This window comes from Salmonella sp. FC25216, from assembly GCF_057751355.1.
Window position 1 is genome coordinate 197,232 of sequence record NZ_JBDGON010000005.1, and the last position, 15,727, is coordinate 212,958.

At 50.1% G+C, this 15,727-nt stretch carries 11 protein-coding genes and 1 pseudogene; 8 read left to right on the forward strand and 4 right to left on the reverse strand.

What is annotated here, in order from left to right; all coding sequences use genetic code 11:
• Position 1 precedes the first annotated feature (1 nt).
• The 5 genes from rarA to AC3G3F_RS12275 all read left to right on the forward strand — a co-directional run bounded on the left by rarA (position 2) and on the right by AC3G3F_RS12275 (position 7,068).
• Positions 2-1,345: a replication-associated recombination protein RarA gene (gene rarA, locus AC3G3F_RS12255; protein WP_000067785.1), complete on the forward strand. Its 1,344-nt coding sequence runs from the start codon at positions 2-4 to the stop codon at positions 1,343-1,345.
• Between the two features lie 258 nt (positions 1,346-1,603).
• On the forward strand, positions 1,604-2,896 hold the full coding sequence (gene serS / locus AC3G3F_RS12260) for a serine--tRNA ligase (RefSeq protein ID WP_023248443.1): 1,293 nt from the start codon (positions 1,604-1,606) through the stop codon (positions 2,894-2,896).
• A 234-nt stretch (positions 2,897-3,130) separates the two neighbouring features.
• Complete coding sequence (dmsA, locus tag AC3G3F_RS12265; protein WP_064055876.1) at positions 3,131-5,575, forward strand: dimethylsulfoxide reductase subunit A; 2,445 nt, start codon at positions 3,131-3,133, stop codon at positions 5,573-5,575.
• A gap of 10 nt (positions 5,576-5,585) precedes the next feature.
• On the forward strand, positions 5,586-6,203 hold the full coding sequence (gene dmsB / locus AC3G3F_RS12270) for a dimethylsulfoxide reductase iron-sulfur subunit DmsB (RefSeq protein WP_000213069.1): 618 nt from the start codon (positions 5,586-5,588) through the stop codon (positions 6,201-6,203).
• A 1-nt stretch (position 6,204) separates the two neighbouring features.
• Positions 6,205-7,068: a dimethyl sulfoxide reductase anchor subunit family protein gene (locus tag AC3G3F_RS12275; protein ID WP_023247073.1), complete on the forward strand. Its 864-nt coding sequence runs from the start codon at positions 6,205-6,207 to the stop codon at positions 7,066-7,068.
• 54 nt (positions 7,069-7,122) lie between these two features.
• Here the strand turns inward: AC3G3F_RS12275 and ycaC are convergent, their stop codons facing one another.
• On the reverse strand, positions 7,123-7,749 hold the full coding sequence (ycaC, locus tag AC3G3F_RS12280) for an isochorismate family cysteine hydrolase YcaC (protein WP_023247072.1): 627 nt from the start codon (positions 7,747-7,749) through the stop codon (positions 7,123-7,125).
• A 311-nt stretch (positions 7,750-8,060) separates the two neighbouring features.
• On the opposite strand from ycaC, the gene AC3G3F_RS12285 reads away from it, so the two are divergent.
• Positions 8,061-9,209 carry an MFS transporter gene (locus AC3G3F_RS12285; protein WP_000109276.1) on the forward strand — a complete coding sequence of 383 codons (1,149 nt, stop codon included), beginning with the start codon at positions 8,061-8,063 and terminating at the stop codon, positions 9,207-9,209.
• A gap of 217 nt (positions 9,210-9,426) precedes the next feature.
• Entirely contained in the window at positions 9,427-10,848 is a 1,422-nt protein-coding gene (locus tag AC3G3F_RS12290; protein ID WP_488395065.1) for an APC family permease, read from the forward strand.
• A gap of 139 nt (positions 10,849-10,987) precedes the next feature.
• Here the strand turns inward: AC3G3F_RS12290 and pflA are convergent, their stop codons facing one another.
• Entirely contained in the window at positions 10,988-11,785 is a 798-nt protein-coding gene (gene pflA, locus AC3G3F_RS12295) for a pyruvate formate lyase 1-activating protein (RefSeq protein WP_023247070.1), read from the reverse strand.
• Positions 11,786-11,903: 118 nt separating this feature from the next.
• Positions 11,904-12,240, reverse strand: a pseudogene (locus AC3G3F_RS12300) (cytoplasmic protein).
• 131 nt (positions 12,241-12,371) lie between these two features.
• Between AC3G3F_RS12300 and sopD2 the strand changes: the two are divergent.
• On the forward strand, positions 12,372-13,331 hold the full coding sequence (gene sopD2, locus AC3G3F_RS12305) for a type III secretion system effector SopD2 (RefSeq protein WP_053509610.1): 960 nt from the start codon (positions 12,372-12,374) through the stop codon (positions 13,329-13,331).
• A gap of 72 nt (positions 13,332-13,403) precedes the next feature.
• Here sopD2 and pflB read toward each other — a convergent pair whose 3' ends face one another.
• Positions 13,404-15,686: a formate C-acetyltransferase gene (gene pflB / locus AC3G3F_RS12310; RefSeq protein WP_023247068.1), complete on the reverse strand. Its 2,283-nt coding sequence runs from the start codon at positions 15,684-15,686 to the stop codon at positions 13,404-13,406.
• Positions 15,687-15,727 lie beyond the last annotated feature (41 nt).

Below are 15,727 nucleotides of genomic sequence, written 5' to 3' on the forward strand. Positions count from 1 at the left end.
AGTGAGCAATCTGTCGCTCGATTTTTCTGATAATACCTTTCAACCGCTGGCCGCGCGGATGCGGCCGGAAAATTTAGCGCAGTATATCGGCCAGCAGCATTTGCTGGCCGCAGGTAAACCGTTGCCTCGCGCTATTGAGGCCGGACATCTGCACTCTATGATTTTATGGGGGCCGCCAGGCACGGGAAAAACCACGCTCGCCGAAGTGATCGCCCGCTACGCCAGCGCTGATGTCGAGCGTATTTCCGCTGTTACTTCCGGGGTGAAAGAGATCCGTGAAGCTATCGAGCGTGCCCGCCAGAATCGTAATGCCGGACGCCGTACCATCCTGTTTGTCGATGAAGTGCATCGCTTTAACAAAAGCCAGCAGGACGCCTTTTTACCGCATATCGAAGATGGCACTATCACCTTTATCGGCGCGACCACGGAAAACCCCTCTTTTGAACTGAACTCGGCGCTATTGTCGCGAGCGCGGGTCTATCTGCTGAAATCATTGACCACCGACGATATTGAGCAAGTGCTGGACCAGGCGATGCAGGACAAAACGCGTGGTTACGGCGATCAGGATATCGTGTTACCGGATGAGACACGGCGAGCGATTGCTGAGCTGGTCAATGGCGACGCGCGACGCGCCTTAAATACGCTGGAAATGATGGCCGATATGGCGGAGGCGGATGACAGCGGTAAACGGGTTTTATTACCCGCCTTATTGACCGAGATCGCCGGCGAGCGCAGCGCGCGTTTTGATAACAAAGGCGATCGTTTCTACGATCTTATTTCCGCCTTACATAAATCAGTGCGCGGTAGCGCGCCGGATGCTGCCCTCTATTGGTATGCCCGAATTATTACCGCAGGAGGCGATCCGCTGTACGTGGCGCGTCGCTGTCTGGCTATCGCCTCGGAAGATGTTGGTAATGCCGATCCGCGCGCGATGCAGGTCGCCATTGCCGCCTGGGATTGTTTCACTCGCGTTGGCCCGGCTGAAGGCGAAAGGGCGATCGCGCAGGCTATCGTTTATCTCGCCTGCGCGCCGAAGAGCAACGCCGTCTATACCGCCTTTAAGGCTGCGCTGGCCGACGCGCGCGAACGTCCTGATTATGACGTTCCTGTCCATCTGCGTAATGCGCCAACCAAACTGATGAAAGAGATGGGCTATGGCCAGGAGTACCGCTATGCCCACGATGAGCCCAATGCTTATGCTGCGGGTGAAGTGTACTTCCCGCCGGAAATCGCGCAAACGCGCTATTATCATCCGACAAATCGTGGTCTGGAAGGCAAGATTGGCGAAAAGCTCGCCTGGCTGGCTGAACAGGATCAAAATAGCCCCACAAAACGCTACCGCTAGGGTAAACGTTGCGGTAAGGTTATCTCTAAATATGATGCTCCAGGTATCATGGCGTTGATGATGAATCTCGTTATGCCTGATAGCGCGTTGCTTATGAGGTCCGCGGGTATGGCGCAATGGATGCGTTATTGCTGTTGTCGGTCAGATAAGGCGAAAACGTCGCCATCAAATAAACGGGTTTTACGTTCATCAATATAATCAGATGCGATCATCAATTGATCGCGTTTCCTTTTATTATTCGATAAGCACAGGATAAGCATGCTCGATCCCAATCTGCTGCGTAATGAGCCAGACGCAGTCGCTGAAAAACTGGCACGCCGGGGCTTTAAGCTGGATGTAGATAAGCTGCGCGCTCTTGAAGAGCGTCGTAAAGTTTTGCAGGTCAACACGGAAAACCTGCAGGCAGAGCGTAATTCTCGATCGAAATCCATCGGCCAGGCGAAAGCGCGCGGGGAAGATATTGAGCCTTTACGCCGGGAAGTGAATAAACTGGGCGAAGAGCTGGATGCGGCGAAAGCCGAGCTGGATTCCTTGCTGGCGGAGATCCGCGATATCGCGCTAACCATTCCAAATCTGCCTGCGGATGAAGTGCCGGTAGGCAAAGATGAAAACGACAACGTTGAAGTCAGCCGCTGGGGTACGCCGCGTGAGTTTGATTTTGAAATCCGCGATCACGTCACCTTAGGGGAAATGCACTCCGGCCTCGACTTTGCCGCTGCGGTTAAGCTGACCGGCTCCCGTTTTGTGGTGATGAAAGGACAGATTGCGCGTATGCATCGCGCATTGTCGCAGTTCATGTTGGATCTGCATACGGAACAGCACGGCTATAGCGAAAACTACGTGCCGTATCTGGTTAACCACGACACGCTGTATGGCACCGGTCAATTGCCGAAATTCGCAGGCGACCTGTTCCATACTCGCCCGCTGGAAGAAGAAGCAGACAGCAGCAACTATGCTTTGATCCCGACGGCGGAGGTTCCGCTGACCAACCTGGTACGCGATGAAATCATCGACGAAGATCAGTTGCCGATTAAAATGACGGCGCATACGCCCTGTTTCCGCTCTGAAGCGGGTTCTTATGGTCGTGATACCCGTGGTCTGATTCGTATGCATCAGTTTGACAAAGTTGAGATGGTGCAGATCGTTCGCCCGGAAGATTCCATGGCGGCGCTGGAAGAGATGACCGGCCACGCGGAAAAAGTGCTCCAGCTACTGGGACTGCCGTACCGTAAAATCATCCTGTGCACCGGTGATATGGGCTTCGGCGCCTGCAAAACCTATGACCTCGAAGTCTGGGTTCCGGCGCAGAATACCTACCGCGAGATCTCTTCTTGCTCTAACATCTGGGACTTCCAGGCGCGTCGTATGCAGGCACGCTGTCGCAGTAAGTCCGACAAAAAGACCCGCCTGGTCCATACCCTGAATGGTTCTGGTCTGGCGGTAGGCCGTACCCTGGTAGCCGTGATGGAAAACTATCAGCAGGCTGATGGTCGCATTGAAGTGCCGGAAGTATTACGTCCGTACATGAACGGACTGGAATATATCGGCTAATCCTCGCTTTCTCCTCTTCTAAAAGGCGCCTTCGGGCGCTTTTTTTATGCCAGTTTGATACCGGACAATAATCCCTACTCTATTAGGGGTAATACTGATTTCGAATGAAGGTCAGTTTTTAACGCTATTTTTCTACTTTTTCGATATATATCAGACTTTATAACGGTGTCATCGCTATATAAAAATCTATACATCGACTTATTGTTTTTATTGTGAGCAGCAGAGTGAGCCCTTATGAAAACTAAGATCCCTGATGCCGTGCTGGCAGCCGAGGTGAGCCGTCGTGGTTTAGTCAAAACCACTGCGATAGGCGGCCTGGCGATGGCCAGTAGCGCATTTACCCTGCCATTTACCCGCATCGCTAACGCCGCAGAGGCGATAAGCCCGGCGAAAACGGGCGAGAAAGTCGTCTGGAGCGCCTGTACGGTAAACTGCGGCAGCCGTTGTCCGCTACGTATGCATGTTATGGATGGCGAAATCAAATATGTAGAAACAGATAATACCGGAAACGATGATTACGATGGTCTGCACCAGGTTCGCGCCTGCCTGCGTGGTCGTTCTATGCGTCGTCGCGTCTATAACCCGGATCGGCTCAAGTATCCGATGAAGCGCGTCGGCGCGCGCGGCGAAGGTAAATTTGAGCGTATTAGCTGGGACGAAGCCTACGATATCATTGCCACCAATATGCAGCGTCTTATCAAAGAGTATGGCAACGAGTCCATTTATCTGAACTATGGCACGGGAACTCTGGGCGGTACGCTGACACGTTCATGGCCGCCGGGAAAAACGCTGGTCGCCCGTCTGATGAACTGCTGCGGCGGTTATCTCAACCATTACGGCGATTACTCTTCCGCGCAAATCGCAGCGGGTCTGAACTACACCTATGGCGGCTGGGCGGATGGCAATAGTCCATCCGACATTGAAAACAGTAAGCTGGTGGTGTTGTTTGGCAATAATCCAGGCGAAACCCGCATGAGCGGGGGCGGTGTAACGTATTATCTTGAACAGGCGCGGCAGAAATCAAACGCGCGGATGATCATTATCGATCCCCGTTACACCGACACCGGCGCCGGTCGTGAAGATGAGTGGATTCCGATTCGCCCAGGTACCGATGCGGCGCTGGTCAATGGCCTGGCATATGTATTAATTACCGAGAACATGGTCGATCAGCCGTTCCTGGATAAATATTGCGTCGGTTATGACGAAAAAACCTTGCCTGCCAGCGCGCCGAAAAACGGCCACTATAAAGCCTATATTCTGGGCCAGGGTAAAGACGGTGTCGCGAAGACGCCGGAGTGGGCGGCGCAAATTACCGGTATCCCGGCGGATCGCATTATTAAGCTGGCGCGAGAAATCGGCAGCGCTAAACCCGCCTATATTTGCCAGGGGTGGGGACCACAGCGTCACGCTAATGGAGAAATCGCCACGCGCGCCATCTCGATGCTGGCGATCCTGACGGGTAATGTTGGGATTAACGGCGGTAACAGCGGCGCGCGCGAAGGGTCTTATGACCTGCCATTTGAACGTATGCCCACGTTGGAAAACCCGGTTGAAACCAGCATCTCCATGTTTATGTGGACCGATGCCATTGAGCGCGGCCCGGAAATGACGGCGCTGCGTGATGGCGTGCGGGGTAAAGATAAGCTGGATGTGCCGATCAAAATGATCTGGAACTATGCTGGCAACTGTCTGATTAACCAGCACTCTGAGATTAACCGCACCCACGAAATCTTACAGGATGACAAGAAGTGCGAAATGATCGTCGTTATCGACTGTCATATGACCTCGTCGGCAAAATACGCCGATATTCTGTTACCGGATTGCACCGCTTCTGAGCAGATGGACTTTGCGCTGGATGCCTCCTGCGGGAACATGTCTTACGTTATCTTCACTGACCAGGCGATTAAACCGCGCTTCGAGTGTAAAACGATTTATGAGATGACCAGCGAACTGGCGAAACGTCTTGGCGTGGAGCAACAGTTTACCGAAGGACGGACGCAAGAAGAGTGGATGCGTCATCTGTACGAACAGTCGCGTAAATCCATTCCGAATCTGCCCACCTTTGAGGAGTTCCGTAAGCAAGGCATCTTCAAACAGCGCGACCCCGAAGGCCACCATGTTGCCTATAAAGACTTCCGCGAAGATCCGCAGGCGAATCCACTTACAACGCCATCGGGCAAGATTGAAATCTATTCACAGGCGTTGGCGGATATCGCCGCCACCTGGGAGTTGCCGGAAGGCGACGTGATCGATCCATTACCGATCTACACGCCAGGTTTTGAAAACTATAACGATCCGCTAACGGATAAATTCCCGTTGCAGTTGACGGGCTTCCACTATAAAGCGCGTGTTCATTCCACTTATGGCAACGTAGACGTCCTGAAAGCTGCCTGTCGCCAGGAAATGTGGATTAACCCAATGGACGCGCAGAAACGCGGTATCAAAAATGGCGATAAAGTCCGCATCTTCAACGATCGCGGCGAAGTACATATCGAGGCTAAAGTGACGCCGCGCATGATGCCGGGCGTGGTCGCCCTGGGAGAAGGCGCATGGTACGACCCGGATGCAAAACGCGTGGATCAGGGCGGATGTATTAACGTACTGACGACCCAACGTCCTTCTCCGCTGGCGAAGGGGAACCCGTCACATACGAACCTTGTTCAGGTTGAAAAGGCGTAAGGAGTAACCGATGACAACCCAGTATGGATTTTTTATTGATTCCAGCCGTTGCACCGGTTGCAAAACCTGCGAACTGGCCTGCAAGGACTACAAAGATTTGACTCCGGATGTCAGCTTCCGCCGCATTTATGAGTATGCGGGCGGCGACTGGCAGGAAGATAACGGCGTCTGGCACCAGAACGTCTTTGCCTATTATCTCTCCATTTCGTGCAACCACTGCGAAGACCCGGCCTGTACCAAAGTCTGCCCGAGCGGCGCGATGCACAAGCGCGATGACGGTTTTGTGGTGGTGAACGAAGAGGTCTGTATCGGCTGCCGCTACTGCCACATGGCCTGCCCGTACGGCGCGCCACAGTACAACGCGGCCAAAGGTCATATGACCAAGTGCGACGGCTGTTATGACCGGGTGGCGGAAGGCAAGAAACCGATTTGCGTGGAATCCTGCCCGCTGCGGGCGCTGGATTTCGGCCCGATAGACGAACTGCGTAAAAAACACGGTGAGCTGGCCGCCGTTGCGCCGTTGCCGCGCGCGCACTTCACGAAGCCGAATATTGTGATAAAACCCAACGCCAACAGCCGCCCGACCGGGGACACCACCGGTTATCTGGCCAATCCGAAGGAGGTATAAGATGGGAAGTGGATGGCATGAATGGCCGTTGATGATCTTCACGGTCTTTGGTCAGTGCGTGGCTGGTGGTTTTATTGTTCTGGCCCTGGCGCTGATGAAAGGCGATCTGCGCGCGGAAACGCAGCAGCGGGTAATCGCCTGTATGTTTGGTCTGTGGGTGCTGATGGGGATTGGCTTTATCGCCTCGATGTTGCATCTGGGTTCGCCGATGCGCGCCTTTAACTCGCTTAACCGCGTGGGCGCTTCCGCACTGAGCAATGAAATTGCCAGCGGCTCGGTGTTTTTTGCGATCGGCGGGATTGGCTGGCTGCTGGCGGTACTGAAAAAGCTGCCGTCGGCCTTGCGTGTACTCTGGCTGGTTATCACGATGGTACTGGGCGTCGTCTTCGTCTGGATGATGGTACGCGTGTATAACAGCATCGATACAGTACCGACATGGTATAGCATCTGGACGCCGCTAGGCTTCTTCCTGACGCTCTTTATGGGGGGGCCGCTGCTGGGTTATCTACTGCTGCGTATCGCGGGCGTGAATGGTTGGGCGATGCGCCTGTTGCCTGCGGTTTCGGTGCTGGCGCTGGTGGTCAGCGCTATTATGGCGGCCATGCAGGGCGCGGAACTGGCGACGATTCACAGTTCCATTCAGCAGGCGTCTGCGCTGGTGCCGGATTATGGTTCGCTGATGGCATGGCGTATGGTGCTGCTGGCGGCGGCGCTGTGCTGCTGGATTGTGCCGCAGTTAAAAGGGTATCAACCTGCGGTACCGTTGCTCTCTGTCGCCTTCATTCTGATGCTGGCGGGGGAATTGATTGGCCGCGGCGTATTCTATGGTCTGCATATGACTGTGGGCATGGCAGTAGCCAGTTAACATACTGCTTTTTATCCGGCAGTGGAGTAAAATCGGGGCTTTCGCCCCGGTTTTCTATTTCTGTTTCGTCAACGTATCATAGCTGGTCATCAAATTGCGATAATCCGGTATGTGATTGGAAAACAGCGTAGCCAGGCCTGTAATATCGTTTCGCCAGTCCCGGTGTAATTCACATGCGATGCCAAACCACGTCATCAACTGAGCGCCAGCCTGAGACATACGATCCCACGCGGAGTGGCGGGTAATTTCATTAAATGTGCCCGAAGCATCGGTCACAACAAAGACCTCAAAACCCTCCTCAATGGCCGACAGCGCGGGAAATGCCACGCATACCTCGGTGACGACGCCCGCAATAATTAATTGCTTTTTGCCGGTTGCTTTGACGGCATTGACGAAATCTTCATTATCCCAGGCATTAATATTCCCGGGGCGTGCGATATAAGGGGCATCCGGAAACTGTGTTTTTAACTCCGGAACCAGCGGCCCGTTGGGCCCGGTTTCAAAACTGGTGGTCAAAATGGTTGGCAGGTTAAAGTATTTTGCTAAATCGCCGAGGGCGAGCACATTATTCTTAAATTTATCCGGTTCGATATCCCGAACCAACGAAAGTAAACCCGCCTGATGATCAACCAGTAGCACGGCGGCATTATTTTTATCGAGACGAACATAAGGTCTGGCCATTATCTTCTCCATTGGAAGGGGAGTGGGGTAACAAAAGCCTTGCGATGCAGTCCTCCTCTGAAAGCATAGACCGGAAAAATGCGTCTGCAGGAACCATGAAATTTTTCGACTGAGCGAAACGCCGCTTTTGTGGGTTAGATCAATAAAAACAAGGAGATGAATTTTTAACCGTTCAATATATTCACGTTCAGAATCAGTAAATCAAATCGATAGTCTCAAAACTTGCGGATCGCCCATGCGGAGCCGATTGACAATGTTTTTGGCGGTGGCATGATGCGCATGAAATTTGAACTTCCTCACGGTTTTTATTCATGTCCACCTATACCCGTCCCGTCATGCTTTTGCTGTGCGGGCTACTTTTGTTGACTCTGGCCATTGCGGTACTGAATACGCTTGTTCCGTTGTGGCTTGCCCAGGCAAACCTTCCTACCTGGCAGGTGGGGATGGTCAGCTCGTCTTATTTTACCGGCAATCTGGTCGGGACATTATTTACCGGGTATTTAATTAAACGCATTGGGTTTAACCGTAGCTATTATCTTGCCTCGTTGATCTTCGCCGCAGGTTGTGTCGGATTGGGCGTGATGGTGGGGTTCTGGAGCTGGATGAGCTGGCGTTTTATTGCCGGCATCGGCTGTGCCATGATTTGGGTTGTTGTCGAAAGCGCGTTGATGTGCAGCGGAACCTCGCATAATCGCGGGCGCCTGCTTGCCGCCTATATGATGGTCTATTACGTGGGGACCTTTCTTGGACAATTACTGGTCAGTAAAGTGTCTGGTGAATTGCTGCACGTCCTTCCCTGGGTTACGGGTATGATTCTGGCGGGAATTCTACCGCTACTCTTTACCCGGATTGTAAATCAGCAAACGGAGGCGCGTCATTCCACTTCTATTAGCGCCATGCTGAAGCTACGCCAGGCGCGTCTTGGCGTGAATGGTTGTATTATTTCCGGCATTGTTCTTGGTTCATTATATGGCCTGATGCCGTTATATCTGAAACATCAGGGGATGGCTAACGCCAGCATCGGTTTCTGGATGGCGGTGCTGGTTAGCGCCGGTATTTTGGGGCAATGGCCAATGGGACGTCTGGCGGACAAATTTGGTCGCTTGCTGGTGTTACGCGTACAGGTATTCGTTGTAATACTCGGCAGTATCGCCATGTTAACCCAGGCGGCGATGGCGCCGGCTCTGTTTATTCTGGGGGCGGCGGGTTTTACGCTTTATCCCGTCGCAATGGCCTGGGCCTGTGAAAAAGTCGAACACCACCAGCTTGTGGCAATGAACCAGGCGCTGTTGTTAAGTTATACGGTAGGAAGCCTGTTAGGGCCGTCTTTTACTGCGATGTTAATGCAGAATTATTCAGATAATCTGCTGTTTATTATGATCGCCAGCGTATCGTTTATTTATCTGCTGATGCTGTTACGTAACGCCGGTCAGACGCCCAATCCTGTCGCCCACATCTAACTGTTCTCTGAATCGTATGCAGGACGTGAGTCTTGCATACTCTTTATTTATGTTTTACGTAGAATAATTGACCTGCATAATTTTCTTGCTTTGCTGAAAAATAAAATGTGCCGAAGGTTATAATTTTGCGTTCCTCTATTTTCTCTCCCCGTCTTTACCGCGCATAATTCCCCACTTCATTTATAACAATAGCATTGTGTTCACGAAGGATCGCGTTATGCCGAATGTGCAGGAAAAACAGTTGCGATGGTACAACATTGCCTTGATGTCGTTTATTACCGTTTGGGGATTCGGCAATGTTGTCAATAACTATGCTAACCAGGGGTTAGTGGTTGTCTTCTCCTGGGTGTTTATTTTTGCGCTCTATTTTATTCCTTATGCCTTGATCGTGGGCCAACTGGGCTCAACCTTCAAAGAGGGAAAAGGGGGCGTCAGTACCTGGATTAAGCATACGATGGGGCCGGGGCTGGCTTACCTTGCGGCATGGACCTATTGGGTGGTGCATATTCCCTACCTGGCGCAAAAGCCGCAGGCGATACTCATTGCTCTGGGATGGGCTTTAAAAGGCGACGGCTCGTTGATAAAAGAGTATACCGTCGTTGCCTTGCAGGGGCTGACGCTGGCATTGTTTGTTTTCTTTATGTGGGTTGCTTCCCGGGGGATGAAATCGCTAAAGGTTGTTGGGTCTGTGGCCGGGATTGCCATGTTTATCATGTCAATTTTATACGTTGTGATGGCAGTGACCGCGCCGGCCATTACAAACGTTGAAATTGCGACCGCTAACATCACCTGGCAGTCATTTATTCCCCATATCGATTTTACCTATATCACCACCATATCTATGTTGGTCTTTGCGGTTGGCGGGGCGGAGAAGATCTCACCTTACGTCAACCAGACGCGGAACCCAGGAAAAGAGTTTCCGAAAGGGATGCTCTTTTTAGCCGTCATGGTTGCGGTCTGCGCTATCCTCGGTTCGTTGGCGATGGGAATGATGTTTGACTCCCGGCATATACCTGACGATTTAATGACCAATGGGCAGTATTATGCGTTCCAGAAATTGGGTGAGTATTACCATATGGGTAATACATTAATGGTGATTTATGCTATTGCCAATACTCTGGGTCAAATCGCCGCGCTGGTGTTTTCTATTGATGCGCCACTGAAAGTATTGCTGGGTGACGCAGACAGTAAATATATCCCGCAGCGCTTATGTCGAACTAACGCTTCAGGTACGCCAGTTAACGGTTATTTGCTGACATTAGTGTTGGTCGCTATCTTGATTATGTTGCCAACACTTGGCATCGGCGATATGAACAACCTGTACAAATGGCTGCTTAATCTCAACTCTGTCGTTATGCCGCTGCGCTATCTGTGGGTATTTGTCGCCTTTATTGCCGTCATTCGACTGGCGCAAAAGTTCAAACCCGAATATGTGTTTATTCGCAACCGGGCGTTGGCGTTAACCGTGGGGATTTGGTGTTTTTCCTTCACTGCGTTTGCCTGCCTTACCGGTATTTTCCCCAAAATGGAGGCGTTCACGCCGGAGTGGATATTCCAGCTTACGTTGAATATTGTGACGCCTTTTGTGCTGATCGGGTTGGGTTTAATTTTCCCGTTACTGGCGCGTAGACACGCATAACGATACGCTTTTCCACGGCGCTCCTGTTATATGAGCGCCTTTTAAGGTCACTGGTGTTTTCGCGGTAAGAGCGTTATCCAGAAAGCAAAACGGCTACCGTTATAGGTAGCCGTTTAAAAGGGGATAAGATAGCAGGCGATTAATACATCACTTTATGACCATACTGCTCAAGGATGCCTTTTACACGCTCCATGGTCTCTTTTTTAGGCGGCTTCACGCCATCCAGCTTATATTCTTCGCCCATTGCCACCCATTTATGTTTGCCCAGCTCATGATAGGGCAGCAGTTCGATTTTTTCGACATTGCCCATATCGCGGGTAAACTCGCCCAGGCGATGCGCGGAATCATCGTCGTCAGACCAGCCGGGAACCACAACGTAACGGATCCAGACCTTCACATTTTTCTTTGATAAGTACTGAGCGAATTCCAGCGTCCGGTGGTTGGATACGCCAACCAGATTCTGGTGGATCTCATCATTCATTTGTTTGAGATCGAGCATCACCAGATCGGTAACGTCCAGTAGTTCATCAATCACCGGGTCATAACGGCGCACAAAGCCGTTGGTGTCGAGACAGGTATGGATACCTTCTTTTTTACAGGCACGAAACCAGTCGCGCACAAATTCTGCCTGCAAAATGGCTTCGCCGCCGGATGCCGTCACACCGCCGCCGGATGCGTTCATAAAGTGACGATAGGTCACTACCTCTTTCATTAAGTCTTCAACAGTAACTTCTTTACCGCCGTGCGTATCCCATGTGTCGCGATTATGACAATACAGGCAGCGCATCAGGCAGCCCTGGAAAAAGGTAATAAAGCGGATGCCCGGGCCATCAACAGTGCCACAGGATTCAAAGGAGTGAATGCGACCAATAACCGGCTTTTCATCAGCAGTTACTGCAACATTTTCTTTTGTAATACAATTGGTTAAGTTACTCATATCGCTTCGGCTAGCTCTAAATAACGTGGGGTTTATGGACACATTCCGGGCATGTTGAGCACCCTGGTAAGGGGGTTGCATCCTGTAAAAAAGCGGTACTGCGAGCGTAAATTTTGGACTACAGAATGTGTGGCTGTTCCAGAATGTACTGCAATGGCGCTATTTTACCTCTATTCAGTATAAAATATACGGCAAATCTATGCTGCATAACTTGCACTGCCAGAAATTCTGGTTCATTAACCCGCTCTGAACCTCTGTTTAACGCCTGAACCGCAATACATACTGCAAGCGTATCATCCATAGCGTGCTGGTTTTGCTGTTTATGACCCGCCTCTTTTTTCGAATGGTTGGCGCCGTTTTGTCCTGGTCAGAACGAAAATAATTCTCAACATAATTCAGATGCGTCCAAAGAACGCTATGCCTGTCCAGCGCCTGGCGTCGCATTCAACATGCAATCAGGTCTAAATCTGATGTTATTTCTAAAGCCGGACTGATTCAATCTCTTAAAATAGAGTGTGGCTTTAATCAAAAAATGAGAGCAACGGATTGAATTTTGCTTTCGCGGTAAATAATCAAAGGAGTTATTATGCCAGTTACGTTAAGTTTTGGTAATCATCATAACTATGAAATTAATGCTTCACGGCTAGCCCATTTGATGAGTTCTGACAAAGAAGAAGCGCTATATATGGGGGTATGGGATAGATTTAAGGACAACTTCAGGACACAAAAAAAACAAGAGGCACTGGAGGCATTATATACACTCATCCATGGATGTAGACGTGAAAATCAAGCTGAACTTAATGTTGATACAGACGGCATGGATAAGATACATGCCTTTGTACAATTAAAAAAATATACTAATCCATCTCAACAAGACCGCTTTGTTATGCGTTTTGATCTGAGTCAGACACAAGTTTTATTTGAGATTGATGGCAAGGTTATTGAGAAATGTAATTTGTATCGTCTCCTCAATGTTTCAGAAAACTGTATTTTTAAAGTGATGGAAGAAGATGAAGAAGAGTTGTTTTTTAAAATATGTATTAAGTATGGAGAAAAAATTTCTCTCTATCCAGACTTATTACAAAACTTTGCTTTTAAACTTAGACAGGAAGTTAATGAGGATGATGAAATTAAGGATGAAGTTTATAAGCTTATGCGGTCTGGAGAAGATCGAAAAATGGCATGTGTTGAATGGAATGGTACGCTTACTGAGGATGAGATGGATAAACTACGCTGTCTTCAAATGGGGTCTTTTGAGATTTCTACCCAATTTTTTAAAATAGGTTACTGGGAATTAGAGGGGGAAGTCCTGTTTGATATGTTTCATCCAACACTTATCTATCTGCTACAAGGATATACACCGTCATTGTCATGTGATTTTACAGAAGCTAACACCATGCTGTTATCTGATGCATTAAATAAGGATGATGATGATTATCACAATAATAAAAGAGAAATTGATTCTATTCTGGAAAAAATATATAGATCACATAATAACACTTTATTTATAAGTAAAAATTCTGGTTGTCGTAATATGCTTTTATAAAAAATTAAAAAGGCCCCACTGACATGGAGCCTTTTTTGTACGCTTTTTATGGCGTAATTTCAGTCAAACCCATTACATGGTCTGCGTGAAGGTACGAGTAATAACGTCCTGCTGCTGTTCTTTCGTCAGGGAGTTAAAACGTACTGCGTAACCAGATACACGGATGGTCAGTTGCGGATATTTTTCCGGATGTTCCATCGCGTCCAGCAGCATTTCACGGTTCATGACGTTCACGTTCAGGTGTTGACCGCCTTCAATGGACGCTTCGTGGTGGAAGTAACCATCCATCAGGCCAGCCAGGTTAGTCTTACGAACTTCGTCGTCTTTACCCAGTGCGTTTGGAACGATAGAGAAGGTGTAAGAGATACCATCTTTAGCGTAAGCAAACGGCAGTTTAGCAACGGAAGTCAGAGAGGCGACAGCACCTTTCTGGTCACGACCGTGCATTGGGTTAGCACCTGGTCCGAACGGCGCGCCAGCACGACGACCATCTGGGGTGTTACCCGTTTTCTTACCATAAACCACGTTAGAAGTGATGGTCAGAACAGACTGAGTCGGGATAGCGTTACGGTAGGTGGTCAGTTTCTGAATTTTCTTCATGAAACGTTCTACCAGATCAACCGCCATGTCATCTACACGAGCGTCGTTGTTACCAAACTGCGGGTATTCGCCTTCGATTTCGAAGTCGATAGCCAGACCATCTTCGTCACGAATCGGTTTAACTTTCGCATATTTGATGGCAGACAGGGAGTCAGCAGCAACGGACAGACCTGCGATACCACACGCCATGGTACGGATAACGTCACGGTCGTGCAGCGCCATCAGAGAGGCTTCGTAGCTGTACTTGTCGTGCATGTAGTGGATAACGTTCAGCGCAGTGACGTACTGTTTAGCCAGCCAGTCCATGAAGTGATCCATACGTTCCATCACTTCGTCGAAGTTCAGAACGTCGCCTTTGATCGGCTCGGATTTCGGACCCACCTGCATTTTCAGTTTTTCATCAACGCCGCCGTTGATAGCGTACAGCATGGTTTTCGCCAGGTTTGCACGCGCGCCGAAGAACTGCATTTGTTTACCAACGATCATCGGGCTTACGCAGCACGCGATAGCGTAGTCATCGTTGTTGAAGTCCGGACGCATCAAGTCATCGTTCTCATACTGCAGAGAAGAGGTGTCGATGGATACTTTAGCGGCGAATTTCTTGAAGTTCAGCGGCAGTTTTTCAGACCACAGTACAGTGATGTTCGGCTCCGGAGACGGCCCCATAGTGTACAGGGTGTTCAGGAAGCGGAAGCTGTTTTTGGTGACCAGAGTACGACCGTCAACGCCCATACCACCGATAGATTCGGTTGCCCAAATTGGGTCGCCGGAGAACAGTTCATCGTATTCAGGGGTACGCAGGAAGCGAACCATACGCAGTTTCATGACCAGGTGGTCAATCATTTCCTGAGCGTCTTGCTCGGTGATTTTGCCTGCTTTCAGGTCACGTTCGATATACGCATCCAGGAAGGTGGATACGCGACCGAAGGACATTGCCGCGCCGTTCTGAGATTTAACCGCAGCCAGGTAGCCAAAGTAAGTCCACTGGATCGCTTCCTGAGCGTTAGTCGCCGGACCAGAGATATCGCAGCCGTATTTAGCCGCCATTTCTTTGATCTGACCCAGAGCACGGTGCTGTTCAGCGATTTCTTCACGCAGACGGATAGTCGCTTCCAGATTTACGCCGTTTTCCAGATCGGATTGCAGAGACGTAAACTGCGCGAATTTGTCTTTCATCAGGTAGTCGATACCGTACAGCGCTACGCGGCGGTAGTCACCGATGATACGACCACGGCCATACGCATCCGGCAGACCGGTCAGAACGCCGGATTTACGGCAACGCAGGATGTCCGGAGTATAAACGTCGAATACGCCCTGGTTGTGGGTCTTACGGTATTCAGTGAAGATTTTTTTGATAGTCGGGTCCAGCTCGCGATTGTACGCTTTGCAGGAACCTTCAACCATTTTGATGCCGCCGAACGGGATAATCGCACGTTTCAGCGGAGCTTCAGTTTGCAGACCAACAATTTTTTCCAACGCTTTGTTGATGTAACCAGCGTCATGAGAAGTGATGGTAGAAGCAACAGAGGTGTCAAAGTCAACAGGCGCATGAGTGCGGTTTTCCTGTTTAACGCCTTCCATTACGCTGTCCCACAGAGTGGTAGTGGCTTCAGTAGCGCCAGCGAGGAAGGATTCGTCACCCTCATAGGGAGTGTAGTTTTTCTGGATGAAGTCACGGACGTTTACTTCATTCTGCCAGTCACCTTTGGTAAAACCTTCCCAGGCTGTGGCTAACTTTTCATTAAGCTCGGACATGTAACACCTACCTTCTTAAGTGGATTTTTTATTTACTGCGT

What these genes read in the sequence shown, in the direction of transcription:
- serS (WP_023248443.1), top strand. Translation starts at nt 1,604, where the DNA reads ATGCTCGATCCCAATCTGCTGCGTAATGAGCCAGACGCAGTCGCTGAA.
- dmsA (WP_064055876.1), top strand. Translation starts at nt 3,131, where the DNA reads ATGAAAACTAAGATCCCTGATGCCGTGCTGGCAGCCGAGGTGAGCCGT.
- dmsB (WP_000213069.1), top strand. Translation starts at nt 5,586, where the DNA reads ATGACAACCCAGTATGGATTTTTTATTGATTCCAGCCGTTGCACCGGT.
- pflA (WP_023247070.1), bottom strand. Translation starts at nt 11,785, where the DNA reads ATGAGTAACTTAACCAATTGTATTACAAAAGAAAATGTTGCAGTAACT.
- AC3G3F_RS12275 (WP_023247073.1), top strand. Translation starts at nt 6,205, where the DNA reads ATGGGAAGTGGATGGCATGAATGGCCGTTGATGATCTTCACGGTCTTT.
- sopD2 (WP_053509610.1), top strand. Translation starts at nt 12,372, where the DNA reads ATGCCAGTTACGTTAAGTTTTGGTAATCATCATAACTATGAAATTAAT.
- AC3G3F_RS12285 (WP_000109276.1), top strand. Translation starts at nt 8,061, where the DNA reads ATGTCCACCTATACCCGTCCCGTCATGCTTTTGCTGTGCGGGCTACTT.
- pflB (WP_023247068.1), bottom strand. Translation starts at nt 15,686, where the DNA reads ATGTCCGAGCTTAATGAAAAGTTAGCCACAGCCTGGGAAGGTTTTACC.
- AC3G3F_RS12290 (WP_488395065.1), top strand. Translation starts at nt 9,427, where the DNA reads ATGCCGAATGTGCAGGAAAAACAGTTGCGATGGTACAACATTGCCTTG.
- ycaC (WP_023247072.1), bottom strand. Translation starts at nt 7,749, where the DNA reads ATGGCCAGACCTTATGTTCGTCTCGATAAAAATAATGCCGCCGTGCTA.